Below are 22613 nucleotides of genomic sequence, written 5' to 3'. Positions count from 1 at the left end.
CCGCATGAGCAATGCATTGAAGTTTTATATCGACGGAGCGTGGGTCGAGCCGTCCGGCGACGCGCGTCTGCCCGTGATCGATCCGTGCACGGAAGAAGCCTTCGCCGAAATCGCGCTCGGCAACGAGCAGGACGTCAACCGCGCGGTTGCGGCTGCAAAACGCGCGTTCGTCACGTTCTCGCAGACCACGCCCGCCGAACGTCTCGCATTGATTCGCCGCATTCTCGCTGTCTATCTCGAACGCTACGACGAGATGGCCGCGGTGATCTCCCGTGAGATCGGCGCACCGAAGGCGCTGTCGCACGCGTGGCAGGCGGGGCTCGGCAAGCGGCATCTGGAAGAACTGCTGCGCACTTGCGAGACGTTCGCGTGGCAGCGCAAGAAAGGCACGACACTGATCAATCATGAAGCGGTGGGCGTCGTCGCGCTGATCACGCCCTGGAACTGGCCGATCAACCAGATCGTGTGCAAGGTCGCGCCCGCCATCGCAGCGGGTTGCACGATGGTGCTCAAGCCGAGCGAAGTTTCGCCGCTCAATGCCGTTCTGTTCGCCGAGATTGCCGACGCCGCGGGCGTGCCGCCTGGTGTGTTCAATCTCGTGAACGGCGACGGGCCGACCGTCGGCGTGGCGCTGTGCCGTCATCCCGGTGTGGACATGGTGTCGTTCACCGGATCGACGCGCGCGGGCATCGAGATCGCGACGCTCGCCGCGCCGACCGTGAAGCGCGTGCATCAGGAACTGGGCGGCAAGTCGGCGAACATTCTGCTCGACGATGTGGACTTCGAAGCCGCTGTCACGGCGGGCGTCAATTCGTGTTTCGGCAACAGCGGCCAGTCGTGCAATGCACCGACGCGGATGCTCGTGCCCGCGCAGCGTCATGACGAAGCGGTCGAGATTGCCCGGCGCGCGGCGCAAGCGCAGCGCGTCGGTCCCGCCGACGATGCGCGCACGACGATGGGGCCGGTTGTCAGCGCAATCCAGTTCGAGCGTGTGCAGCGGCTGATCGCACTTGGCATCGACGAAGGCGCGCAAGTCGTGGCGGGCGGCACCGGCCGGCCCGAAGGTCTGGCGCGCGGCTATTACGTGCAGCCGACGGTGTTCGCGAACGTGAATCCTTCGATGACCATCGCCCGCGAAGAGATCTTCGGCCCGGTGCTCGCGATAATGCCGTATCGCGACGAAGCAGATGCCATCGACATCGCCAACGACACGCCGTTCGGCCTCGCCGCCTACGTGCAATCGCGCGACGCCGCGCGGGCTCGACGCGTCGCGTTCCAGTTGCGCGCGGGCAGCGTGTACGTGAACTACCCGTCGTGGGATGCGGGCGCGCCGTTTGGCGGCTACAAGCAGTCGGGCAACGGCCGCGAATACGGCGAGTGGGGCCTCGAAGCGTTTCTCGAAGTGAAAAGCATCGTCGGTTACGGCGACTGACGCGCTTCGCCACGCAGCAGATCGGCGATCCGCTCGGCGATCATGATCGTCGGGAGATTGGTGTTCGCGCACGGAATGGACGGCATCAGCGACGCGTCGCAGACGTACAGCCGTTCGACGCCATAGACAGCACCGAGCGCATCGGTGACGGCTAGCGGATCGTCGGGCGCGCCCATCTTGCAGGTGCCGGACGGATGCCACGTGCCGCCCACCGAGCGCGTGACGAATTGCGTCATCGCGCGATCATCGCTGAGCAGTTCCTGCAACGACACGCCGCGCGTGACGACACGACGGACTAGCCAGCCGCGCAACGGACCGGCGATATCGAGCAATGCGCTCAAGGCGCCGCGCTGGAACGCGTTCCACGCGCCGGGCACGGCAATGGTGGCGACGCGCGGCGAATAGCTCGATGCAAAGAGCGTGTCGCGATGCGAGGCCATCGACGCATCCGCGAGCGTGTCGGCGCCGAAGCGCAGCGCGAGCTTCAGCCGCTCCAGATCGCGCGCGTCGGACAGCATGTCGAAATCGACGTCGGGTTCATCGAATGGGTTGGCCGACTTCAATTTCAGCCGTCCGCGCGAGTACGATTTGTTGACCCAGAAGAAGATCGTCCCGAGCCGATAACCGACCGAATGCCAGCCGGAACGCGACAGAATCGCGCCGTGCATGTCGCCGGGGAGGGTGCCGGGCAAGCCCGACGAAAAGCGCACGATCGCCTGTTCATGATGCTCGTCGGGAAACGGCGTGCGCGCGCTGCGCGGCAAAAACGCAGACACCGCAATGGAAGGATGTTCCATCAGATTGCGGCCCACGCCTTCACGATGCGCGCGAACTTCGATGCCGAGCGCGGCGAGATCGCCAGCGGGGCCGATGCCGCTTATTAGCAGCAACGCGGGACTATGAATCGCGCCCGCGCACACGATCACATGTTCAGCGCGCAGTTCGACGTGCAGGCCGTCACGATCGATCATGCGCGCGCCAACCGCTCGCGTGCCTTCGAACAGAATGCGTTCGACCACCATCTCAGTGCGGATCGTCAGATTGGTACGCGCGCGCACGTTATCGTCGAGATAGCAGACGGAAGTGGGAATACGCTCGCCAGCCGCGCTCACGCCGATCGAGCCGACGAACGTGCCGTCTTCCCATGGGCCATTTTGATCCGCGCGTCGCGCATGGCCGCGCTTGTCGAGTGTATCGAGCACTGCGCGCACGAACGGCGAAATACGCGCCCACGCGGTGCGCTGAATGCGCAGCGGCCCGCTTTTGCCGTGCAGCTCGCCGTCGAAATCGCAATCCGTTTCGAGCTTGCGAAAGTACGGCAGACACGCTTGCCAGTTCCAGCCGTGCGCGCCGAGTTGTTCCCACTCGTCGTAATCGGCGGGCGCGCCGCGATTCGCCATCAGCGCATTGATCGCTGAGCCGCCGCCGAGCAGCCGCGCCTGTTCATAGCGACGCGTCGCCGCAGGCGCGCTCATGCGCGCCTTGAGTTGCTGCCATATGTTCGTCGTGTCGAGATATGCGCGTCCCGGATAGCGGCTGCGAATCGCCGCAGGCATCGTGCGTTGCGAGATGTCGCGGCCCGCCTCGACGAGGTACACCGTCTTGCCGGCATCTTCGGACAGACGCGCTGTCAGCACGCAGCCGGCCGATCCGCCGCCGAGAATCAGATAGTCGATCACGTTGAATAAGCGAAGGCGAAGGCTGTTCGTTCACACGTGTGTTCACACTTTCGTTCGAACGTCACGAATGTATCGCGTCCTGGCGCGCTAAACGAAAAGCGCCCGCGAAGTACGGAGTTCGCGCGGGCGCTGCGAGAGGCGTGCACCGTTACTGCATGGTTACTGCATGAACTTCAGCCAGCGCGCTTTGGCCTGAATGCCGGCGTCGGATGCCCACCAGTCTTCCGACATCAGCGCCTGTTTCGCGGCATTTTCCGGCGAGCTCGGCAATTCGCTCGCGCGTTTCGGCGTGATCTTGCCCGTCTTGAACGCGGCGGGATTGCCCGGACCGTAGTCGATATAAAGCGGCAGATTGGCCTGCAACTCGGGCGACACCGCTGCGTTGACGAACTTGATCGCGTCGGGAAGATTCGGCGCATTCTTCAGCACACAAAGCTGCGTGTTTTGCAGAATGCCGTCGTTAAATGTGAAGTCGACATTGGGATCGTCCTTGCGCACGGCGCTCACGCGGCCGTTCCAGATCATCGTCATGTCCACTTCGCCGTCGTGCAGCAACTGCGCCGATTGGCCGCCCGACGTCCACCACACCGTAATGTCCGGCTTGATCTGCTGCAGCTTCTTGAACGCGCGATCTACGTCGAGTGGGTAGAGCTTATCGCGCGCCACACCGTCGGCGAGCAGCGCGGCTTCGAGCACCGTTTGCGGATCGTTGCGCAGTGCGCGCGTGCCGGGGAACGCCTTCACGTTCCAGAAATCGGCCCAGCTCTGCGGCACTTTCTTCAGCGTCTTCTTGTTGTAGCCGATGACAGTCGAATAGAACTCGTAGGCAACCGAATATGGCGTGCGATATTGCTCCGGCATCGACGCCGCATTCGGAATTTTCGTGAAGTCGAGCTTTTCGAGCAGACCTTCGCGGCCGCCGCGCAGACAGTTCGACGTTGGCGTATCCACGACGTCCCAGATCGGTTTGCCCGTTGCCGCCTGCGCCTTGATCTGCGGCCATGCATCAGGAATGCTGTCCTGATTGATCGTGATGCCGAGCTCCTTCGCGGCGGGATCGAGGATCGCCTTGGTCTGGGCTTCCTGATACGTGCCCCCTTGCGAGACGAAAGTGATTTTTCCTGCCGCGAGAGCAGGCGCCACGCTGGCGAAGCTCGCCGCGAGAGTTATGGCAATCGAACCCAACCTAGGCATTTTGATCACAACTTTCCTCGACACAGTTCAAGCGGAAAACATCTTCCAGGTCATGCTGTTGCGCCTTCAGCTTGCCGCCGAAGGAAAACAGCGCAGAGTTGATACAAAATATAGTGAGTCAATTTAGGCGGAGCAACGTCGGAATTGTTTGAGTGGTCATGACATGGCGTTATGTCTGACGTTTTCTCCGGCGGTTAATCCGAACGTGACCCGATTGCTCTTCGGGAGTCGGCCTACAGAGTCGGCCTAAAGGCTGATTATTAATAAGTCCACCGCAGAGCGACTTTGAACTTTATGGGTCGCAGTCTATAGAGAAAGCAGAGCCAGCTGAAACAGCAACACTGGCGGTGGCAGCCGATCAAAGCGCAGATTCGAGACCCACCGCAAACGCACGCGGCGCGATGAGGTTCTCGATACGATGAACGCGATCGTGCCGTGGGCCGAGTTGCGCGGGGTGGTCGAGCCGCAATACCCGAGGGCGGCGATGGCCGTCCGCCGATTGTCACGTGAGTTCATCCTTGGTGGCAGGCGACGGTTTGGAGTCGGCGCCGTCGTGGTGATGACGAGCGACTCGAACAATCCGCCTTGGCAGTTGCCCGGGATGCGGAACGCCGAGCAGCTACACGACGAGCTGAAGCGGGCCGCGGTCGTAGCGTTTCCACTGAATGAGAGCGCACATGAGTCGGAAGAGTTCATACGCGATAGTCATTCTCGCCGTGTTTTCGGGCTTTTCGAACGCGCAATCACGGATCATCGAGGTCGTGTCCGCGACGTATGGCGTGAACTGCGGCGCGCGCGGAGGCAATGCCACACGCGATTTCATGCGTCAATGCAATGGCCGCAGCAGATGCGAATACGTGCCGAGCACGAAACGTATCAGCGTCCCGGCGCGCTTTTGCCGCAAAGATCACCGCGCCGACTGGCGCTGCACTGACACTGAATGGCATTTCGCGAGGCTCAGCCCCGAAGCGGGCGCGGGCAGCACGCTTGTACTGAGTGTTCAAGACGCGGGCGGCGACTCGGCTTTAATGGATCGCAGATTCGCAATTGTCGATCGAAAACGAGTCCATTCTGCGTTCTGCGGCAGGATCAACGCACGCGCCGCGCCGGCGAAACCGGCCCGAATGATGACGGTGGCGCCGCGCGCATTCTAAGGTGTAAAAAAGCTCTATCGGGTCGAGTTGCGTGATCCGCGCGCGGGACGGAAGGCGCGCGGGGGATGGCAGACACGTCAGTGCGTCGACAACTCGTGCATGGGCGACGCGATCCTCGATCCAGGTCTAAAAATCGCCACGTAGTAACGGTATCCTTCGTCGAGATGCACTTCGAACGCAAATCCCCGCTGCAGCATTGCATCGAACTCGGCGCGACTTATCTTCATGACGTAGCTGTGCTCGGTCGCCACCAGACGCCATCCTCCCTGAGCCTCATCCACCAGCTTCGCGCTGAACCATTTTCCGGGGTCCGCGTGCCCTGACGGATAGTGATGGCCGTCATACTCGAGTTGCCAGGCACCGTCGAGGAGGACCCAGACGTCGCCGGACGAGTCTGGATTTTGTGTCACGACTGTATTGGCTTCTGCCTCCCATTCGCGCGAATGGTTGATGGTCCAGCGCAACTGCTCCGTGTCCAGGCCCGTGAAGAACGGCGTGTTCCTGAGTAGATACAGATAGGTCGTCGATGCTTTCATCGTCTTGCTCTCCTGTTCCGCCTGGCCGGGTTGGCCGCACGCGGCGCACAAAACGAGCAACGCAAGCCAGGCGCCGCGAACGACACGCTTCGCATTCGTCACGTTTTCACTTTCGCTTCGAGCAGGTCGCCCATGCCGATGCGCTGCGCGAATTCGATGCGCACCCGCTCCGATACCTCAAGGACCTGCGCCGCGCCGTCGCCGACAAAATCGATGACGGAACGCATCGGGCGCATCCCTCTTTTGAGCCCGACGATCCTCACGACTTCGTCTGCGACCGCCCTCGGATCGGCGTCGGGAGGCGTCAGCGCGGTCAGACGCTCGCCGATCTGGTCCATCACGCCGTCGTAGCGGGCATAGGCGGCGGCCGTCGTGGTGTCGGCGGGTTTGCCGGCGCTCGGGAAGTGATCGGTGCCGCTCGTGAACGCGCCCGGCACGACGATCGACGTCTCCACGCCGAAGCGCGCAAGCTCGTACGAGAGTGTGACGGCGAGCGAATCCATCGCGGCCTTGGCCGCGCCATACGGACCCATGAATGGCGGGAAGCCGCCCTTAGTCGTGGTGCTGCTGATCCACAGCACGAGCCCCGACTCTTGCCGGCGCATATACGGCAGCACCGCCCGGTTGACCCGCTGCGCGCCGAAAAGATTGGTGTCGAACACCTTCATCATTTCTTCAGCCGTGAAGGCTTCGCTCGGACCGACCACCAGATGTCCGGCGTTCTGCATCACGACATCGATGCGCCCCTGTTCGCCGATGATCGCGGCGGCGGCTGCATCGGCTGAGCGCTGCGACAGCACGTCGAGTTCCAGCGGATGCAACTGGATGTCCTTCGCCGCCGCGAGTGCACGCAGTTCGTCGGCGCGGCCACGGTTGCGGCCATCGATGTCGCGCATCGTCGCATACACGTTGTGGCCGGCTTCCGCGAGCGCCTGCGCACTCAGTTTGCCGATCCCCGTACCCGCGCCCGTCACCATAATCACTGACTTCATGGCCGTTCTCCGTTTTTTCAGGGTTCAGCTCAGGCGACGCCGCCGTTGGTCCGCAGGATCTGGCCGTTGACCCAAGCCGCATCGGGGCTGGCGAGGAACGACACGACCGACGCGATGTCCTCGGGTTGGCCGAGGCGCTGCAACGGCGGCATCTTCGCGAACGTCTGGATCTGTTCCTCGGTCTTGCCGTCGAGGAACAGCGAAGTCGCGATCGGACCCGGCGCCACCGCGTTCACCGTGATGTTGCGTCCGCGCAGTTCCTTGGCGAACACATGCGTGAACGCTTCGACGGCGGCCTTCGTCGCGTTGTAGATCGCGTAGCCGGGCATGTTCAGCGCGAGCGTCGTGCTTGAGAAGTTGATGATCCGGCCACCTTCATTCATCCTCGCCGCCGCCTCGCGCAGCGTGTTGAAGGTGCCGCGAACGTTGATGTCGAAGGTCTGCTCGTAGAGGGCATCGGAGGTGTCGGCGAGCGGGACCGTTTTAAGCACGCCGGCGTTGTTCACCAGCACGTCGACTTTGCCAAGTTGCTGTTCGGTCGCCTCGAACATCGCGCGCACTTCGTCCGCGTTCGAAACATCGGCCTTCACTGCCATGGCCTTCGTGCCTTGCGCGACGAGTTCGGCGACCAGCGCGTCGGCTTCTTTCGAACTCGACGCGTAGTTGATCGCAACGGCGAAGCCGTCATTCGCGAGACGCCGCGCGACGGCCGCTCCGATGCCGCGCGAGGCACCGGTGACGATGGCTACCTGGCTGTTGTTGACTGTGTTCATGATTCGCTCCGTTCGGGTGATGAGTGGATGAACGAATCATGGATCATTCTGACAACAAGATAATCACGCCGAGTTCGGCAATATCTGTCCATTTACTTAAACAATCGGCGGCAGGTCGCTGCCGGAGAAACTCTAGAGCTCCATCGGCTTCACGGCCTTCCCGCATTCGCGGAAAAAAGCTGCAACGCATTTCCTCTTGCGATAGCTTCGTGTTCGTCCGCAGTGAGCCCCTCGAGCCGCCTGAAATTCGCAACGTTCGCCGCCACGTTCCCTGCCGGCTGAAACGGCGAATCCGTGCCGAACAGAATCTGCGATACCGGCGCGAGGGTTCGCAGCAGATCGAAGCTTTGCTGATTCGCGGACATCGCGAGATCGTAGTAAAGCGCCTTGAATTCGGCGAGTACTTCCTCGGCGTCCTTGGGATAGGGCTTCATGATCGGCATCGGTGCAAGCAGCGCGATGCGCTGGGCGATCGCAGGCAGGACGCCGCCCGCGTGCGGCAGGATGAACTTCACGTCAGGGCAGCGCTTGAACGTATTCGAGAACAGCAGATCGATGACGGTGCGCGCCGTATCGCACGGAAACTCGAAGAGCGGCGCGGGACGCCCAAGGCCGATCGCGTCGAAGCAGGCTGGCGCGGTCGGATGAAGGAAGACGACGGCGTGCCGCTCGTTGAGCGCGTCGAAGATCGGGGCGAGCGCCGGGTCGCCGAGATACTTGCCGTCGGTATTGGTTTCGATCACCACGCCGTCGAGCCCGAGTTCGTCGAAGGCGTGATCGATCTCCGCAAGCGATTCGTCGACATGCGGCAGTGGCAAGGTCGCGAACCCGCCAAAGCGTCCGGGATGGGCACGGATCGTCTGCGCGATGTCCTCGTTGATCGTGCGCGCGAGCCGCACGCGGTCGGATCGCGCATCCAGAAAACCGACGCTCGGCGAGGACACCGAGAGCATCATCGTGTCGATTTCGCCCTCGTTCATGATCGCGATGGCTTTCTCGGCGGACCATTCGGGGATCGGATAGCCGCCGTCCAGCGTGACGAGGCCCGCGTCCGCGAGCGCCTGGCGATAAGCAGGCGGCAGGCAATGCGCATGAATGTCAATGAGGCCGCAGGTGCAGCGATAGGGTGAAGTCATGGCCGGATTCTCACGGAATGGGTCGTGGGCTCACGCGAGTTGCGGGAGATCTTCGGTCGGGTGCGGCAGCGGCGCCTGGCGTTCGAGCTGGATCTCGCCCGGCAGCCAGTCGTAGCCGCCGCCGTCGCGCCGCAGGTGTCCGCGACCGGGGAACGGAAAGTGATACGAGAGCACTTCATGCTCTTCGCGGCAGATCCAGTCGAGCACGGAGAGGCGCGTCGCCGCCGCCGCGCCGCTGTCGTAGTCGAAGCGAAACGCCCATTCGGGCCGCTGCAGCAGCAACACCTGGTGATGGCAGAGATCGCCCCAGCAGACGAGCGTTTTTCCGCGGCTCGTGATCTCGTAGATCATGTGGCCTGGGCTGTGGCCGGGTGTCGCTTGGGCCCGCACGCCCGGCACGATTTCCTTGCCGTCTTCCACGATCATGAGGGTGTCGAGATAGGGCGCGAGATTCTTCCTGGCACCGAGGAAGTGATCCTTCATGTGCTCGCTCATCGACTCCTTGATGTTGTCGAGGTTTGTCCAGTAGTCGAGGTCCGCGCGGCTGACGGCGACACGCGCGTTTGGAAAGAGCTTGCGGTCGTCGTCGTCGACGAGTCCCCAGCAATGGTCGGGATGCGTATGCGTGAGCGCAACGATATCGATCGCGGCCGGATCGATGCCCGCCGCCTTCATGTTGACGATCGCCTGCCCGGTGTCCGGGCCGAAGGTCTTCACCCCGAACGCCTGGTTGATGCCCACGCCGGTGTCGAACAGGATCAATTGCGCACCGGTATTCACGAGCAGCACGTTCTGGTTCAGCGCGATGCTTTCCGTCGGCAGGAAGTGATGCGCGAGCAACTGGTCGAGATCGTCGACATCGGCTTCGGGAAACGTGTCGCGCGGCGGTCCCATGTGCAGCAGTCCGTCGGTCACGACCGTGCATTCGAATGCACCGTGCATGAACCGGGTCCACCCGGTTTGAAGTTCGTTTCTGAATTCGGCGCTCATGATGTGTCTCCTTCTCGTGTTTTCCTGATGCGGCGGCACGCCATGCCGCCGCGCCTCAAATCGGGTAGGCCGCCGCTTGCGTGGCGACCGTGATCCAGCGCAGTTCGGTGAATTCCGCGATGCCGGCCTTGCCGCCGAAGCGCCCGTAGCCGCTCGACCCGGTGCCCCCGAACGGCATTTGCGGCTCGTCGCTGACAGTCGCGCCGTTGATATGGCAGATGCCGGAGCGGATCTGTTTCGTCACCGCGAGTGCGCGCGCCATGTCGCGGCTGAACACGGCGGCGGACAGGCCGTATTCCGTATAGTTCGCGACGCGGACTGCTTCGCGGTCGTCCGCGACGCGCGTGATGCAGACGATCGGCCCGAAGGTTTCCTCGTGATAGACGCGCATGTCCGGGGTCACGCCGTCGAGCACGGTGGCCGGCATCAGCGCATCGCGCGCCTTGCCACCCGCGATCAGGCGAGCGCCTCTCGCGAGCGCATCATCGATCAGCGCGTTGATGCGCTCGCCCGTCGCGCGTTCGGCGAGTGCGCCGAGTTGCGCGGAGGTGCTGCGCGGATCGCCGAGCGTGAGGCTGCGCGCCTTGTTCGCGAGTTGGCTGGCGAAAGCTTCGGCCACACCGTGCGCGATCACGATCCGCTCCGTCGACATGCAGATCTGGCCTTGATTAAAGAACGCGCCGAACGCGGCCGCCTCGACCGCGCGATCGAGGTCGGCGTCATCGAGCACGACGAGCGGCGATTTTCCGCCCAGTTCGAGCAGCACCGGTTTCAAGTGCTGCGCGGCCTTTTGCGCAATGATCTGTCCGACGCGCGTCGAACCGGTGAAATTGATTCGGCGCACGTTCTTGTGCCCGATCAGCGCGCTTGTCACCGCGTCGGCATCCGCGGGCGCATGCGTGAGCACATTGACGATGCCCTCGCCGAGCCCCGCCTCGATCAGCACTTCGCCGATCTTGCAGTGCGTGGCCGGACATACTTCCGATGCCTTCAGGATGACCGTGTTGCCGCAGGCGAGCGCCATCGCGATCGCGCGGGTGCCGAGCACGATCGGCGCGTTCCACGGCGCAATGCCGAGCACGACGCCGGCAGGCTGGCGCACGGCCATGGCGAGGCGTGCGCCTTCGTCCGACGGAATCACTTCGCCACCGATCTGAGTGGTCATGCAGCCGGCTTCGCGCAGGATCGCGGCGGCCGCGAATACGTTATGTTCGGCCCACATGCGCGTGGCGCCCGTTTCCTCGGTCATGATCTCGACGAAGGCGTCGCGGCCGCGTTCCATCAGGTCGGCGGCGCGCAGCAGCTTCTTGCGGCGCTCACCGGGGCCGGTTTCCGACCAGCGCGCAAACGCGGCCGCCGCCGCGTCGGCGGCGGCGAGCGCATCGGCGGCGGTCGCGGCGGCGGCGCGCGTGACCGGCTCATTCGACAAGGGATTGATGCGCTCGAACGTGGCGTTCGATTGCGCGGGCCGGTTCTGTCCTGCAATGGAAAGGTGTGAGGTTCGCACCGTTGTCTCCGTGGCGATGGTTTTGGTTACACGAACTCTAGGACGATTACGTGCTGCGCACTTGCCTGAGAGAGAACTGCGTGCTCAGGCTGGCCGATACCGCAGCCGAAGCTCCGGCACTTCACTGTCGGGCAAGACTGCGGCGCAACGACCCGTTAGATTCAGGCTCACGGACGCCGGGTTGCCCGGCGCCAGACCCTGTTAAAACATGAAGGAGATCGGCATGAGCATGAGCAACAGAACCGTCGTAGTGACGGGCGCGGCTTCGGGAATCGGCGCGGCCTGCGCCGCGATGCTCAAGGCGCAGGGCGCCCGGGTGATCGGCGTGGACCGCAATGAGCCGGCGGCGGGAACCGTCGATCGATTCGTGCAGGCGGACTTGTCCGATGCGGCATCGATCGATGCCGCCGCAGGTCGTATCGATTCGGGTGTCGAGGCGCTGTGCAATATCGCGGGCCTGCCGCCGACCAAGGGTCGTACACCCGTCTTGCAGGTCAATTTCGTCGGCTTGCGGCGGTTCACCGAGGCTTTGCTGCCGAAGCTCGCCGACGGCGCCGCGATCGTCAATCTGGGTTCGCTTGCGGGCTTCGGCTGGCAGGCGAATTCGGGCGAGGTGAGGGCGCTGCTGGAGGTGAACCGCCTCGAAGACGTGGAAGCCTTCTGCGAGAAACACGCCATCGACGACGCCCGCTCATATTTTCTGTCGAAGGAAGCCCTGATCGTCTGGACGATGCAGATGCGCTGGCAATGGCGTGCTCGCGCGATCCGGATGAACGCGGTGAGTCCGGGACCGGTGGAGACGCCGATCCATCAGGACTTCCTGCAAACGCTCGGAGAGCGCGCGGCAGAGGACATGCGCCTGATGGAACGCGCCGGCCGCCCCGGCGATATCGCGCCGCTCGTGACATTCCTGTGCGGCGACGAGAGCCGCTGGATTCAGGGCGCCAACATCCCGTGCGACGGCGGGATGGCGGCGCATCTGCTGTGTCAGTCGATCGGTCTGGGCTGAAGCGCGCCCGCGCGGTATTCGCGAGGCGTCGCACCGAACGCCTCCTTGAACGTGCGGCTGAAATGATTGGGGCTGACGAAGCCCCATTTCATCGCGACCTCGGTGATCGAACGCGCCCGCAGCGCGGGATTACCGAGGTCCGCGCAGATGTTGGTCAACCGCAGTTGCAGGATGTATTTCGCGAGCGTGCTGTCTTCGCTGTCGAACACCATGTGCAGATAGCGCTTCGAGCAGTTGAGTCCGTGCGCGATGCGCGCGACGCTCAGCTCGGGGTCGGTCAGATGCTCGCGCACGAAGTCGACGATGCGTGATCTCAGCACGGTCGGAAGCGGCCGCTCTTGAGCATCGGCTACGTGTTCGGCAATCGCTATCTGCAGCAGATGCGCGAGTTTGTCGTCGAGGCTTGCGTTTGGCGGTTCGGCGCGCGCGAGCGTGTCGAGCGCATCGATCAGGAACTCGCGCAACATCCGGCCCGCGCCCGCCCGTGAGCCGAGCGCATGCACGAGCACATGACGCTCGCGCGGATGCAGGGACACGAGATGCTGCGGCAGCACGGCAATCGCCAGGTCGACGTTGCCGGGCGCAGTCATCAGATAGGGCTTGCTGGTGTCGTAGATCGCCCAGTCGCCTGGTCCAAGCCGCGCCTTCAGGCCGTCCTGTTCGAATTCCGAATGACCGCTCAGTTGCACGGCGACCTTGTAGTTGCGCCGGTTGCCGCCCGGCGAACGCGGCGTGTTGGCGGCGCGGTGCGCTTGCGCTGAGAGCCGGCAAAACTGGACTTCGCCCACGGTGCAATGGCGGATCGAGCCGGCGAAGGCGCTGCGGCCATAGGTATCGATGCGCAGGCCGCCGAAGCGCTCGGCGAGCGCCTGCGACCATATCGCGGATTGGGCGGCTGGGTCCACCCTGGACGTGGAGACGATTTGCATTTCGCTCATCCTTGTTCGTGGGTTGGTATTTTAGCGAGGAAATCAGCCTGGCGCGTCAAGCGAAACTCAGAACATGGTCGCGATTCCAACTCGCCCAAGCATCTGATTCGGCGAACTCGACGGAACGAAGAGCCCGTTGATCCATGCGCCCACCGGCCCATTGCCCCCGATGGCGTGCTGATAAATCCCCTCGGCATAGACGCTGGTCCGCTTCGATAGCGAGTACATCAGCGTGGCCGTCACTTCATGCGCCTTGTTATCCGACAACTGCGCATTGCCCTTCATGAACTGGTAGTTCGCCCCGATTGACCATGCGGGCTCGAAGTGCCAGTTCACGCCCGCCTGGTAAGCGCTCACCTGCCCCCCGGTGAGCGTATTACGCGTATTGGTATAGAGCAGATTGACAAGCACCTTGCCGAAGTCGTAACGCGTGCCGATGCCCCAGTTCCTGATGCCGTCATGTCCGTTGTCAAGCTGCGCGTACTTGACCTCGGTATAGGCCGCCGCAATGCCAAACGATCCTGTCACATACTGCATCCCCGCGCTGACCGTATTGTTCGCCGAGAACGAGCCGGCGACGTTGCCGAAACCGTACATCGCGCCAAAGGTCAGGCCGTCGTAATCGACGGACTTGTACTTGACCGAACTGGCAACGCGCGACGATCCGCCCACGCGGTCGAAGTCCCACGAGCCAGTCGGGTTATTGGGCACGCCAAGCGCGGCGAACGGCCCCTGGCGAAAGTCGTAGAAGCCGCCGATGTAATACGCGCTGTCGTATTCGAGCAGTTCACTCGTCATGAAGTCGTACTGCGTGCCAAGCGTGAGCTTGCCGAGCCGGTCGCTTTCCAGTCCGACCATCGCCGTGCGGTTGAAGATCGCGCCGGCGCCGGGAATTGTCGAGCCGTTCGCAAGGCTGTATTGCGATACCAGCTCGAAGACCGCTCGCGTGCCCGCGCCGAGGTCCTCCCGTCCGCGAAAGCCCAGCAGGTTCGGATAGAAATTGCCGTCGTCGAAAAGCGTGTTGCTGTGTCCACCTGAATTGCTGACGTAGGTCACGCCCGCATCCATCAGGCCGAAAATCGTCACGCTGCTTTGTGCCATGGCTGCCGGGCTCGCGAGTAGCGCACTCGCTGCGGCTAGATAGAGTCGTCTGTTCACGGAGATAGATTCCCTTGAGTCGGTAAGTTCGCGCGGCCGGTTCAGTGCAGCGCCATGGATGGGTCGGCCGCGTCGAGCGACGGCCCCGAGCGCTGCATCAGCAACATCGCGACTCCGGCGAGTAGCGCGGGTACGCCGATCAGCCCGAAGGTCTGCGCGACGCCGTGGCCGCCCGCCACCAGCGCGCCGACGAGAAGTGGTCCGGTCGCGCCACCCAGGCGCCCCGCTGCCAGCGCCCAGCCGACACCCGTCGACCGGATCGCGGTCGGATAGCCCATCGCGGCAATGGCGATCAACCCCGACGTCGCGCCGCCGACGAAAAGTCCCGCAAGGCCGGAGCAAATCGAGCAGAGCGTGGTGTCTGGCGCGGCGACGCCGGTGGCGGCCACCACGAGCGCACCCGTGGCGAGCACCGCGGCGAGGAAGCGGTACGTGCCGAGCTTCTCCATCAGCTTGCCGGCCGCCGCCACGCCGATCATTCCGCCCACGTTGTTCCAGGCCATCACGATCGACGCATCGGCCACCGACATGCCTACCGAGCGCAATAGCGTGCTGGTCCAGGCGAGCACGGCGATCAGCGCGAGAAAGTTGAGGAACATCGCGAGCCACAGCAGCGACGTGAACGACGACCGCCCGTCCCTGAAGAGAAGCGACAAGGGCAGGCCACGCGTCTCTACTTCGTGCGTGACGTAGCGCACGCCGTTGGTGGCCGTATCGCGCATGCCGAGCCGCGCGAGGATGCGTTCCGTGCGGCGGCCCTGACGGCCCGTCGAAAGCAGGAAGCGGATCGACTCCGGCACCAGCAGCACGACCAGGAGCGCGGCGAGCACCGGCACGCCGCCGCTGACATAGAACATGGCCTTCCAGCCATAGGCCGGAATCAACTGGCTGCCGAGGAAGCCCGCGATCACGCCGCCCGCCGGAATCGCGGCCCACAGCAGGGCCGCGACGCGCGCCCTGAGACGCTCGGCCACGTATTCGGTGGTGAGGCTCACGAAGCAGGGCGCAGCGCCGCCCAGCCCGATGCCGGTCACGACGCGCAACAGCAGCAGCGACGGAAAGCTCGCGGCATGCACGGTCGCCAGCGACGCGCAGCCGAACAGCAGCGTGCAGAAGACGAGGATTGTCTTGCGTCCGAGCCGGTCGGCGAGCGGGCCGAACGCAAGCGCACCGAGCATGAAGCCGAATTCCGATCCCGCGAACACGGGCCCGAGTTGCGCGGCGCCGAGTTTCAGGTCGGCGGCGATCAGCGGGGCGGAGAGCCCCATCGTCTGGATGTTCGCGCCGTCCATCAGCGCGATCAGGAAGCAGACGGCAAAGACGAGCAATTGGAAAGCGCCGAACGGGCGCGCGTCGATGATGTCATCGACCAGTACGGTTTTCATCGGAATCTCCTGGAAGGGCGGATGTTGCGAAGGTATGGAGCGAAGCTATGAAGCGGCCTTGTTGAAACTCGCGATCAGCACCGCACCGGCTGCGACGAGCCCCGGCACGACGCCCGCGAGGAAAATGTGCCTGGCGTCCCAGTGATGCAGCAGCATCAGGGCGCCCGCGGCCGGTCCAAGCACGGAGCCGATGCGCCCCACGCCGAGCGCCCAGCCGACGCCCGTCGCGCGCATCGAGGTCGGATAGAGTTCGGCGGCAAGTGAGTTGAGGCCGGCCTGCGCGCCCTGGACCGCGGCGCCCGCGCCGAAGGTGGCGGCGATGAGGACGGCCTCGCTCATCGGCAGGACCGCGAGCATGACGACGAGCACCGCATAGACGAGGAATTCGGCGAGCAGCACGGGCGCCACACCGTGACGGTTCATCAGCCACCCTTGCACAAGCGATCCCACAATCCCGCCGACACTGAACGCCGTGATCCCCTCGATGCCGAATGCCACGGAGTGCCCGTTGAGCACGAGGACGGCGGGCAGCCAGCTGATGATGAAATACAGCACCAGCAGGTTCATGAAGTACGGGATCCAGAGCAAAACCGTCTTCGAGGCGCGTCCCTCGGTGAAGAGGTGCCGCACGGGAATGCCGCTGTATTGCCGTTCGGCGTCCACGAACGTGATGGATCGAGAATGCAGCCCAGGAGCGATGCGCAGCATCGTTTGCCGGACCTGAGCGGGATCGTGGCCTCGCGCGATCAGGTATTTGACCGACTCCGGCATCCAGCCGAGCACCACCAGCGCTACGGCGGCCGGCAGCGCGCCGCCGACGTAGAACACCGCGTGCCATCCGTACACCGGCAGCAGCGCGGCGCTGATCAGGCCACCCGCCACCGCGCCCGCCGGCATGCCGCAGAAGAGGAGCGTCACGCAGACGCGCGCATGACGGCGCGGCGAAAACTCCGACGCGAGCGCGACCACGTTCGGCATCGCGCCGCCGAGCCCGATGCCCGTCAGGAAGCGCAACAAGAGCAATTCAGGCAGCGTCGCGGCGAACGCCGTCAGGAAGGCGCACGCGCCAAAGCCGAGCGTCGAGAGCACCAAGAGCTTCTTGCGTCCGAAGCGGTCGGCGAGCGGGCCGAGGGTGATCGCACCGGCCATCAGGCCAAGCAGCCCGGCCGTGAACACCGGGCCGAATTGCGTGAGCGCGATACCGAGCGATTTCGAGATTGCTGGGGCGAGAAAGCCGATGGCCTGTGTGTCGAAGCCGTCGAGCACGGCGACGAGCATGCACAGACCCACCGTGCCGATCTGCAAGCGCGACATCGGACGCGCGTCGATCACGTCGCCGACGCGGACGAGCGTGCCCGGCTGGCCGTCCACAACGACGGCGGCGCGCTCCTGCAGCGCGCTTTCGTGCGCCATGCCGTGTGCATCGATTGAAGTGTTCATGACCGTGTCTCCTGTGGGCGGACGGTATGTTCATGTGTCGGGAGTGGCCTTCTTGTGCATTCATAATCGTCAAAAAAAGATAAAGTAAAAATACTCGTTAACACTTAATTATCAAAATACGATAAAAAAGTTGACTTAGATCGTAGATCAACTATGCTTCGGATCACCCCCAAGACACCCGGAGACAGGCATGAAATTCATCAGCTTTTTGAGAGAAGGCCGCGCGACGTACGGCTTCGTGGACGGCGATACGGTGATCGACCTCGCGCCGTTCGCGGCAAAGGCGGGCGCCACGCTCAAGGCGGCGCTCGAACGCGGCGCGCTGAAGGAGGCGGCGCAATGGGCGCAGACAGATGGCGTACGGATCGCGCTCGCAGACGTCGAATTGCTGCCGGTGATCCCGGACCCCGGGAAGATCCTGTGCGTCGGCATCAACTATCTGTCGCACGTGAAGGAGACCGGCCGCGAGATCCCGAAGCACCCGATGATCTTTACGCGCTGGGCCGATTCCCAGACGCCTCACGGCGGGCCGATCGTGCGGCCGGCGGTATCCGAGAAGCTCGACTTCGAGGGCGAACTCGCGGTGATCATCGGCAGGACGGCGCGGCATGTGAGCCGTGGCGACGCGCTCGACTTCGTCGCCGGCTATGCCTGCTACAACGACGGCAGCGTGCGCGACTGGCAGAAACACACGATCCAGTTCATCCCTGGCAAGAACTTCCCGTCGACCGGCGGCTTCGGCCCCTGCCTCGTCACCGCCGACGAAGTGGGCGATCCGTCGGGTCTCGCGCTGACCACGCGGCTGAACGGCGCGGTCGTGCAGCAGGCGAACACCGACGACCTGATCTTCAGCGTCGCGCATCTGATCGAGTACTGCTCGACCTTCACGGAACTGCATGCGGGCGACGTCATCATCACGGGCACGACGGGCGGCGCCGGCGCGTTTCGCGAGCCGCCGCTGTGGATGAAGGCGGGTGACGTGGTGGAAGTGGAAATTTCGAAGCTCGGCGTATTGCGCAACGTCGTCGTGGACGAAGCCGCCCGCGCCACGCTGGACGTGGCCTGACCGCCGCGCCGCACGAAAGGAGACGCAAAGTGAACCATTCCACCTTCCAAACGGACGTGCTGATCGTCGGCGGCGGGCCGACGGGCCTCACGCTCGCGAACCTGCTCGGCTGCGCCAACGTGCCGTTCCTCCTGATCGACCGCAAGCCTTCGACGATCGCCGAGCCGCGCGCCGTCTCGATTGACGACGAATCGCTGCGTACCATGCAGGCGCTCGGCCTCGCGAGCGAAGTGCTGCGCGACGTGGTGCCGGGTTATGGCGTGCATTACCTGACGCGGCAGGGCGGACGTTGTTTCGGCCGCGTCGAGCCGACCGCGAGCGAATACGGCTTTCCGCGCCGCAACGCGTTTCGCCAGCCGCTCTTCGAGGCGACGTTGCGCCGTGGCCTCGATCGCTTCGACGCCAGCCAGACGCGCTTCGCGCACACGCTCGAAACCTTCGAGCAGGACGACGACGGCGTGACGGCGTCGGTGTCCGACGCGCAAGGCCGGCGCTTCGACGTGCGGGCGCGCTACCTCGTCGCCTGCGACGGCGGCCGCAGTCCGGTGCGCGAGAGGCTCGGCGTCAGGATGGCGGGCTCGACTTTCAAGTCGCGCTGGCTCGTGATCGATACGCAGCACGACAGCGACTCGTTCTCGCAGATGCGCGTCTATTGCGACGCGCGGAGGCCGGTCGTCGACGTGCCCGGTCCGCATGACACGCGGCGCTTCGAGATCCTCGTCCATCCGCACGAATCCGCCGATGAGATGCTGGACCCTGCGCGCATCCGCGAATTGCTGCGGCCGTTTCGCGGCGAGAGCGAGACCGACATCATCCGCAAGACGGTCTACACGTTCCATGCGCGCGTAGCCGAGCGCTGGCAGACGGGCCGCGTCTTCCTCGCGGGCGACGCCGCGCACCTGACGCCGCCGTATGCCGGCCAGGGCATGAACAGCGGCGTGCGCGATGCGTTCAATCTCGGCTGGAAACTTGCGGCGGTGCTCAAGGGTACGTTGCCGGGCGCGGTGCTTGACACGTACGAAGTCGAGCGGCGCCAGCACGCGTGGGCGCTGATCCGTCTCGCGCTCAATCTCGGGATCGTGATGGCGCCGTCGTCGCGGACGAGTGCCTATGCGTGGCAGACGTTCTTCAGGTTCGCGAACCGCTTCGCTCCGTTGCGCGAATTTTTCACGCAGATGAAGTTCAAGCCGAAGCCGCGCTTCTCGGAAGGGCTGCTCGGCCCGCGCGACGATCTCGGCCGCCAGAGCCTGCGCGGGCGCATGTTTCCACAGCCCGTCGTGACGCTTGCAAGCGGCGAGGAAAGCCTGCTCGACGATGTGATTGGCCAGCGCTTTGCGTTGATCCGGTACGGCGCGGGCACGGACGGCGATCTGTCTTCACTCGACGATCCGCTTTGGAACGCCCTCGACGCGGTCCGCGTGCAGATCCTGCCCGCCGGCGACAGCACCCCGCAGTCACGCCCCGATTCGCCGCGCCTCCATACCGTGCGCGATCGCGACGGCGTGCTCGCCGGCCCGCTCGCCGCGCATGCCGGACGCATCCTGCTGATGCGCCCCGACCGCTATATCGCAGGGACCTTCCGGCCGCGCGACGAAGAGCGCTTTGCGTCCGCGTACGCGACGCGGCTCGGCATCGGCCGGAGCGCCACCCCGCGCCGCGCCGCCGACTCCCTGCCACCAAGCACCATCTCGACCCAGCACAACTGACCCGGAGCCGACCATGCCCCGCACCTTGCAAGCCGACACGCCCGCGCATCTGCATCACCTCCATGTGGTGAGCCACGATCCTGAGCGTCTTGCAGCGTTCTACATGAAGCAGATGGACTTGCGACCGCTCGCGTCCGCCGATTCCCGGATCGTCCTCGCCGGGCCGGGGAGGGCGGTCGAAATCAGCGATGCGAACGATGGCCTGCCGCCCTATAGCGGATACGCGGTCGATTCGCACGCGCAGCTCATGAACTTGAAGGAGCGTCTGGAGCGCTCGGATATCGAATGCGCGGCGGCCGCCAGCGAGCTTTATCAGCCGGGCGCCTTCAGCGTCGCCGATCCGCAGGGGCGGCGCGTCGCCTTCGGCGTATCGGCGCTCGACAAGGCCGCTAGCGGCGCGCCCGGCCGGCTCCAGCACACCGTCTACCAGACGACTGAACTCGAGCGCGTGGTGCGCTTCTACGTCGAGCAAGTTGGCTTCGCGATTTCGGACGAAGTCGTCGACGAGAACGGCGTGCCGACGGTCGTCTTCATGCGTTCAGACGACGAACACCACAGCCTCGCGTTCTTTCGCGGCAGCCGCAACGAGTGGGATCACCACTGCTACGAAACGCGCGAGTGGAACGATATCCGGGACTGGGGCGACCGCTTCGCGGCGGCCGAAGTCCCGATCTTCTTCGGACCGGGCCGGCATGGTCCCGGCAACAACCTCTTTTTCATGGTCACCGATCCCGACGGCAACCGGCTGGAATTCTCGGCGGAACTTGAGCACGTTACTGCCGGTGCCGCGCCTGGCGTGTGGCCGCATGGCGAGCGCACGCTCAATTCCTGGGGACGCGCATGGGTGCGGAGCTGAGGTTGCGCGGGGCGGCGTCGCGCTTCGTCGCGAGGCTCGATGAAAATGGCTTTCCTTTTTATCCCCTGATGAGAAAATACAGCGACAACAACTGAATTCTTCTCATCGGGAATCCATGGCCGCGTCGGACCGCTCACTGTCACTGCTTGGACTGTTCACGCTCGAGCGTCCCGAATGGACGGCCGAAGAGGTCATGTCGGCGCTCGATGTGTCGATCGCGACGGCCTACCGGTATCTGTCCGCGCTTGAAGAGGCGGGGTTGATCGCCACGACGCGCCCGGGCCGCTATGGGCTCGGGCCAGCAATCATCCAGCTCGACCGCCAGTTGCAGCTTACCGATCCGCTGCTCGGTGCCGCACGTCCCGTAATGGCCGATCTCGCCACCTATGCCCCGCCTGGCTCGGTCGTGCTGTTGTGCAGGCCGGTCGGCGACCGCGTGCTGTGCATCCATCAGGCGACGACCATCGGCACGCCGCCTGCGGTGAGCTACGAACGCGGCCGCCCGATGCCGCTTCTGTACGGCGCGACGTCCAAGATACTGCTCGCCTATTACGCGCCCCGACGCCTCAAGACGTTGTTCGACACGCATGCACGCGAGATCGAGCGCGCCGGTCTCGGGGCGACGCTCGAAGCGTTTCGGGCGAAGATGGTCGAGTGGAGAAAGGCGGGCAGTCTCGTAACGCGCGGCGAAGTCGATGCGGGCTCGGTCGGCATCGCCGCGCCGATCCTCGACCCGGACCGGCTCGGTCTCGGGAGCGTGAGCTATGTTGTTTCGAACAAGACGGAGGATCGCACCATCACGCGGCTTGCGGCGCTCGCTGTCGCGGGCGCGCGGGAGATAGAAGGCAGTTTGAGGGGCGGGTAGAACGCCCAGTCTCGGGGAAGAACTGGACGGGTACAACGGGCCGCCGCCCCACGAGGTTCACAAATGCGTATGCCTAGGCGGGAGATACGAAACCCATCTCGAAATCAAACCCGCATAAGCCGATCCCCTCACCACAATCTTCGTGCTGCCGGTTTGGAGCAAGTTGCCTTGCACTCGCGCAGGGGGACTTAGCCACACCTCGAAGACGTTAGGAGGACCCGGGTCCGAGACGATAGATACCGACATTTGCGGCGTAGCGTTGAGCAGGGCTCAAAAGAAAACGCCCGCGCTATTCACGCAGGCGTTTCCGTGGCCCCACTACCGCGCCCCCACGAACGATTTCTCGTCCGCTTCTGCTTCAGGGCCGGCTTCCGCGCGCGGCTCCCTTTCAGTATAGAACGCGCAGCGCGATATCCAAGTCGACAAAACTAGCGTTCGGATGACACGGTTCGCAGTTGGATCGGCCCGGCGGAACTGAAGATTTTTCCTAAAAACAACCAAGCGAGATATATTTATCTCAAATGGATTACATAGACTGCCTGACTGTTACGTGGAAAGTGTCTTGACCGCTGTGAGGAAAGCCGGCCATGCCGTTCACTCAGACAAAACCTGCAACCGCTTTGCACCGGTTCAATGTGGGTTAAAATGTCGAAAAATATGCGCATGATTATCGACAAGGAGGTGGTATGGCTCATGCAACCGCGACAACGCCGCGCAAGGCAACCAACGTAACCCTGGCGCTCGACGTCTACGAACGTGCCAAAGATCTTGGGATCAACTTTTCGCGCACCTGTGAACAGGCGCTG

The 22613-nt window shown here is 64.0% G+C and carries 20 protein-coding genes and 1 pseudogene; 9 read left to right on the top strand and 12 right to left on the bottom strand.

Going from position 1 to position 22613, the window contains the following annotated elements:
• Nucleotides 1–4 precede the first annotated feature (4 nt).
• Entirely contained in the window at nucleotides 5–1432 is a 1428-nt protein-coding gene (locus tag AWB68_RS14255; RefSeq protein ID WP_087645004.1) for an aldehyde dehydrogenase family protein, read from the top strand.
• On the opposite strand, the gene AWB68_RS14250 is transcribed toward AWB68_RS14255, so the two are convergent.
• Both AWB68_RS14250 and AWB68_RS14245 read right to left on the bottom strand, forming a co-directional pair.
• A complete protein-coding gene (locus tag AWB68_RS14250; RefSeq protein WP_087645003.1) occupies nucleotides 1420–3111 on the bottom strand; it encodes a GMC family oxidoreductase in 1692 nt (563 codons plus the stop codon). The two genes, AWB68_RS14255 and AWB68_RS14250, sit on opposite strands and share 13 nt — an antisense overlap.
• Before the next feature lie 159 nt (nucleotides 3112–3270).
• The gene (locus tag AWB68_RS14245; RefSeq protein ID WP_087645046.1) at nucleotides 3271–4305 is read right to left on the bottom strand and encodes an ABC transporter substrate-binding protein; all 1035 of its coding nucleotides are present in this window, start codon (nucleotides 4303–4305) and stop codon (nucleotides 3271–3273) included.
• Here AWB68_RS14245 and AWB68_RS48860 point away from each other — a divergent pair.
• Nucleotides 4280–4432, top strand: a complete 153-nt coding sequence (locus tag AWB68_RS48860) for a hypothetical protein (RefSeq protein WP_200828696.1) — start codon at nucleotides 4280–4282, stop codon at nucleotides 4430–4432. The two genes, AWB68_RS14245 and AWB68_RS48860, sit on opposite strands and share 26 nt — an antisense overlap.
• Nucleotides 4433–4613: 181 nt before the next feature.
• Nucleotides 4614–4806, top strand: a pseudogene (locus AWB68_RS51855) (hypothetical protein); the annotation flags it as partial.
• A gap of 730 nt (nucleotides 4807–5536) precedes the next feature.
• Here the strand turns inward: AWB68_RS51855 and AWB68_RS14230 are convergent.
• From AWB68_RS14230 to AWB68_RS14205, 6 genes are all read right to left on the bottom strand, one after another.
• Nucleotides 5537–5995: a cyclic nucleotide-binding domain-containing protein gene (locus AWB68_RS14230; RefSeq protein WP_235028330.1), complete on the bottom strand. Its 459-nt coding sequence runs from the start codon at nucleotides 5993–5995 to the stop codon at nucleotides 5537–5539.
• Nucleotides 5996–6093: 98 nt separating this feature from the next.
• Entirely contained in the window at nucleotides 6094–6987 is an 894-nt protein-coding gene (locus AWB68_RS14225; protein ID WP_087645001.1) for an SDR family oxidoreductase, read from the bottom strand.
• Between the two features lie 29 nt (nucleotides 6988–7016).
• Entirely contained in the window at nucleotides 7017–7760 is a 744-nt protein-coding gene (locus AWB68_RS14220; RefSeq protein WP_087645000.1) for an SDR family oxidoreductase, read from the bottom strand.
• A gap of 149 nt (nucleotides 7761–7909) precedes the next feature.
• Nucleotides 7910–8896 (bottom strand): amidohydrolase family protein, encoded by a 987-nt coding sequence (locus AWB68_RS14215; protein WP_087644999.1) that lies wholly within the window; start codon nucleotides 8894–8896, stop codon nucleotides 7910–7912.
• 30 nt (nucleotides 8897–8926) lie between these two features.
• Nucleotides 8927–9886, bottom strand: a complete 960-nt coding sequence (locus tag AWB68_RS14210; RefSeq protein WP_087644998.1) for an MBL fold metallo-hydrolase — start codon at nucleotides 9884–9886, stop codon at nucleotides 8927–8929.
• 55 nt (nucleotides 9887–9941) lie between these two features.
• Entirely contained in the window at nucleotides 9942–11393 is a 1452-nt protein-coding gene (locus AWB68_RS14205; protein ID WP_087644997.1) for an aldehyde dehydrogenase, read from the bottom strand.
• A gap of 229 nt (nucleotides 11394–11622) precedes the next feature.
• Between AWB68_RS14205 and AWB68_RS14200 the strand changes: the two genes are divergently transcribed.
• Nucleotides 11623–12402 (top strand): coniferyl-alcohol dehydrogenase, encoded by a 780-nt coding sequence (locus AWB68_RS14200; protein WP_235028329.1) that lies wholly within the window; start codon nucleotides 11623–11625, stop codon nucleotides 12400–12402.
• Here AWB68_RS14200 and AWB68_RS14195 read toward each other — a convergent pair.
• From AWB68_RS14195 to AWB68_RS14180, 4 genes are read right to left on the bottom strand one after another with little or no spacing between them, the layout of a single operon-like run.
• Nucleotides 12381–13340, bottom strand: coding sequence for an AraC-like ligand-binding domain-containing protein (locus AWB68_RS14195; protein ID WP_087644995.1), 960 nt, complete (start codon nucleotides 13338–13340; stop codon nucleotides 12381–12383). The genes AWB68_RS14200 and AWB68_RS14195 overlap by 22 nt on opposite strands.
• A 57-nt stretch (nucleotides 13341–13397) precedes the next feature.
• Nucleotides 13398–14489, bottom strand: a complete 1092-nt coding sequence (locus tag AWB68_RS14190) for a porin (RefSeq protein WP_268810925.1) — start codon at nucleotides 14487–14489, stop codon at nucleotides 13398–13400.
• 41 nt (nucleotides 14490–14530) lie between these two features.
• Nucleotides 14531–15874, bottom strand: a complete 1344-nt coding sequence (locus AWB68_RS14185) for an MFS transporter (RefSeq protein ID WP_087644993.1) — start codon at nucleotides 15872–15874, stop codon at nucleotides 14531–14533.
• A 45-nt stretch (nucleotides 15875–15919) separates the two neighbouring features.
• Nucleotides 15920–17314 (bottom strand): MFS transporter, encoded by a 1395-nt coding sequence (locus AWB68_RS14180; RefSeq protein WP_235028328.1) that lies wholly within the window; start codon nucleotides 17312–17314, stop codon nucleotides 15920–15922.
• A gap of 190 nt (nucleotides 17315–17504) precedes the next feature.
• On the opposite strand from AWB68_RS14180, the gene AWB68_RS14175 reads away from it, so the two are divergent.
• The 5 genes from AWB68_RS14175 to AWB68_RS51380 form a co-directional block, all read left to right on the top strand.
• On the top strand, nucleotides 17505–18380 hold the full coding sequence (locus AWB68_RS14175) for a fumarylacetoacetate hydrolase family protein (protein ID WP_087644992.1): 876 nt from the start codon (nucleotides 17505–17507) through the stop codon (nucleotides 18378–18380).
• 29 nt (nucleotides 18381–18409) lie between these two features.
• Nucleotides 18410–20086: a bifunctional 3-(3-hydroxy-phenyl)propionate/3-hydroxycinnamic acid hydroxylase gene (locus AWB68_RS14170; RefSeq protein WP_087644991.1), complete on the top strand. Its 1677-nt coding sequence runs from the start codon at nucleotides 18410–18412 to the stop codon at nucleotides 20084–20086.
• Between the two features lie 13 nt (nucleotides 20087–20099).
• Nucleotides 20100–20942 carry a VOC family protein gene (locus AWB68_RS14165; RefSeq protein ID WP_087644990.1) on the top strand — a complete coding sequence of 281 codons (843 nt, stop codon included), beginning with the start codon at nucleotides 20100–20102 and terminating at the stop codon, nucleotides 20940–20942.
• Nucleotides 20943–21057: 115 nt separating this feature from the next.
• Entirely contained in the window at nucleotides 21058–21807 is a 750-nt protein-coding gene (locus AWB68_RS14160) for an IclR family transcriptional regulator (protein ID WP_087644989.1), read from the top strand.
• A gap of 686 nt (nucleotides 21808–22493) precedes the next feature.
• On the top strand, nucleotides 22494–22613 hold a 120-nt coding region (locus AWB68_RS51380; protein ID WP_200828694.1), incomplete at its 3' end, for a type II toxin-antitoxin system CcdA family antitoxin.

Source organism: Caballeronia choica, assembly GCF_001544535.1.
In the GTDB taxonomy this organism is placed as follows: domain Bacteria; phylum Pseudomonadota; class Gammaproteobacteria; order Burkholderiales; family Burkholderiaceae; genus Caballeronia; species Caballeronia choica.
The sequence above is the reverse complement of the archived record's forward strand: the minus strand, read 5'-3'. Positions and strand labels throughout refer to the sequence as shown.

Coding starts and splice junctions, on each gene's coding strand:
- AWB68_RS14255 (WP_087645004.1), top strand. CDS start 5: ATGAGCAATGCATTGAAGTTTTATATCGACGGAGCGTGGGTCGAGCCG.
- AWB68_RS48860 (WP_200828696.1), top strand. CDS start 4,280: ATGGCAATCGAACCCAACCTAGGCATTTTGATCACAACTTTCCTCGAC.
- AWB68_RS14245 (WP_087645046.1), bottom strand. CDS start 4,305: ATGCCTAGGTTGGGTTCGATTGCCATAACTCTCGCGGCGAGCTTCGCC.
- AWB68_RS14230 (WP_235028330.1), bottom strand. CDS start 5,995: ATGAAAGCATCGACGACCTATCTGTATCTACTCAGGAACACGCCGTTC.
- AWB68_RS14225 (WP_087645001.1), bottom strand. CDS start 6,987: ATGAAGTCAGTGATTATGGTGACGGGCGCGGGTACGGGGATCGGCAAA.
- AWB68_RS14220 (WP_087645000.1), bottom strand. CDS start 7,760: ATGAACACAGTCAACAACAGCCAGGTAGCCATCGTCACCGGTGCCTCG.
- AWB68_RS14215 (WP_087644999.1), bottom strand. CDS start 8,896: ATGACTTCACCCTATCGCTGCACCTGCGGCCTCATTGACATTCATGCG.
- AWB68_RS14210 (WP_087644998.1), bottom strand. CDS start 9,886: ATGAGCGCCGAATTCAGAAACGAACTTCAAACCGGGTGGACCCGGTTC.
- AWB68_RS14200 (WP_235028329.1), top strand. CDS start 11,623: ATGAGCAACAGAACCGTCGTAGTGACGGGCGCGGCTTCGGGAATCGGC.
- AWB68_RS14195 (WP_087644995.1), bottom strand. CDS start 13,340: ATGAGCGAAATGCAAATCGTCTCCACGTCCAGGGTGGACCCAGCCGCC.
- AWB68_RS14185 (WP_087644993.1), bottom strand. CDS start 15,874: ATGAAAACCGTACTGGTCGATGACATCATCGACGCGCGCCCGTTCGGC.
- AWB68_RS14180 (WP_235028328.1), bottom strand. CDS start 17,314: ATGAACACTTCAATCGATGCACACGGCATGGCGCACGAAAGCGCGCTG.
- AWB68_RS14175 (WP_087644992.1), top strand. CDS start 17,505: ATGAAATTCATCAGCTTTTTGAGAGAAGGCCGCGCGACGTACGGCTTC.
- AWB68_RS14165 (WP_087644990.1), top strand. CDS start 20,100: ATGCCCCGCACCTTGCAAGCCGACACGCCCGCGCATCTGCATCACCTC.
- AWB68_RS14160 (WP_087644989.1), top strand. CDS start 21,058: ATGGCCGCGTCGGACCGCTCACTGTCACTGCTTGGACTGTTCACGCTC.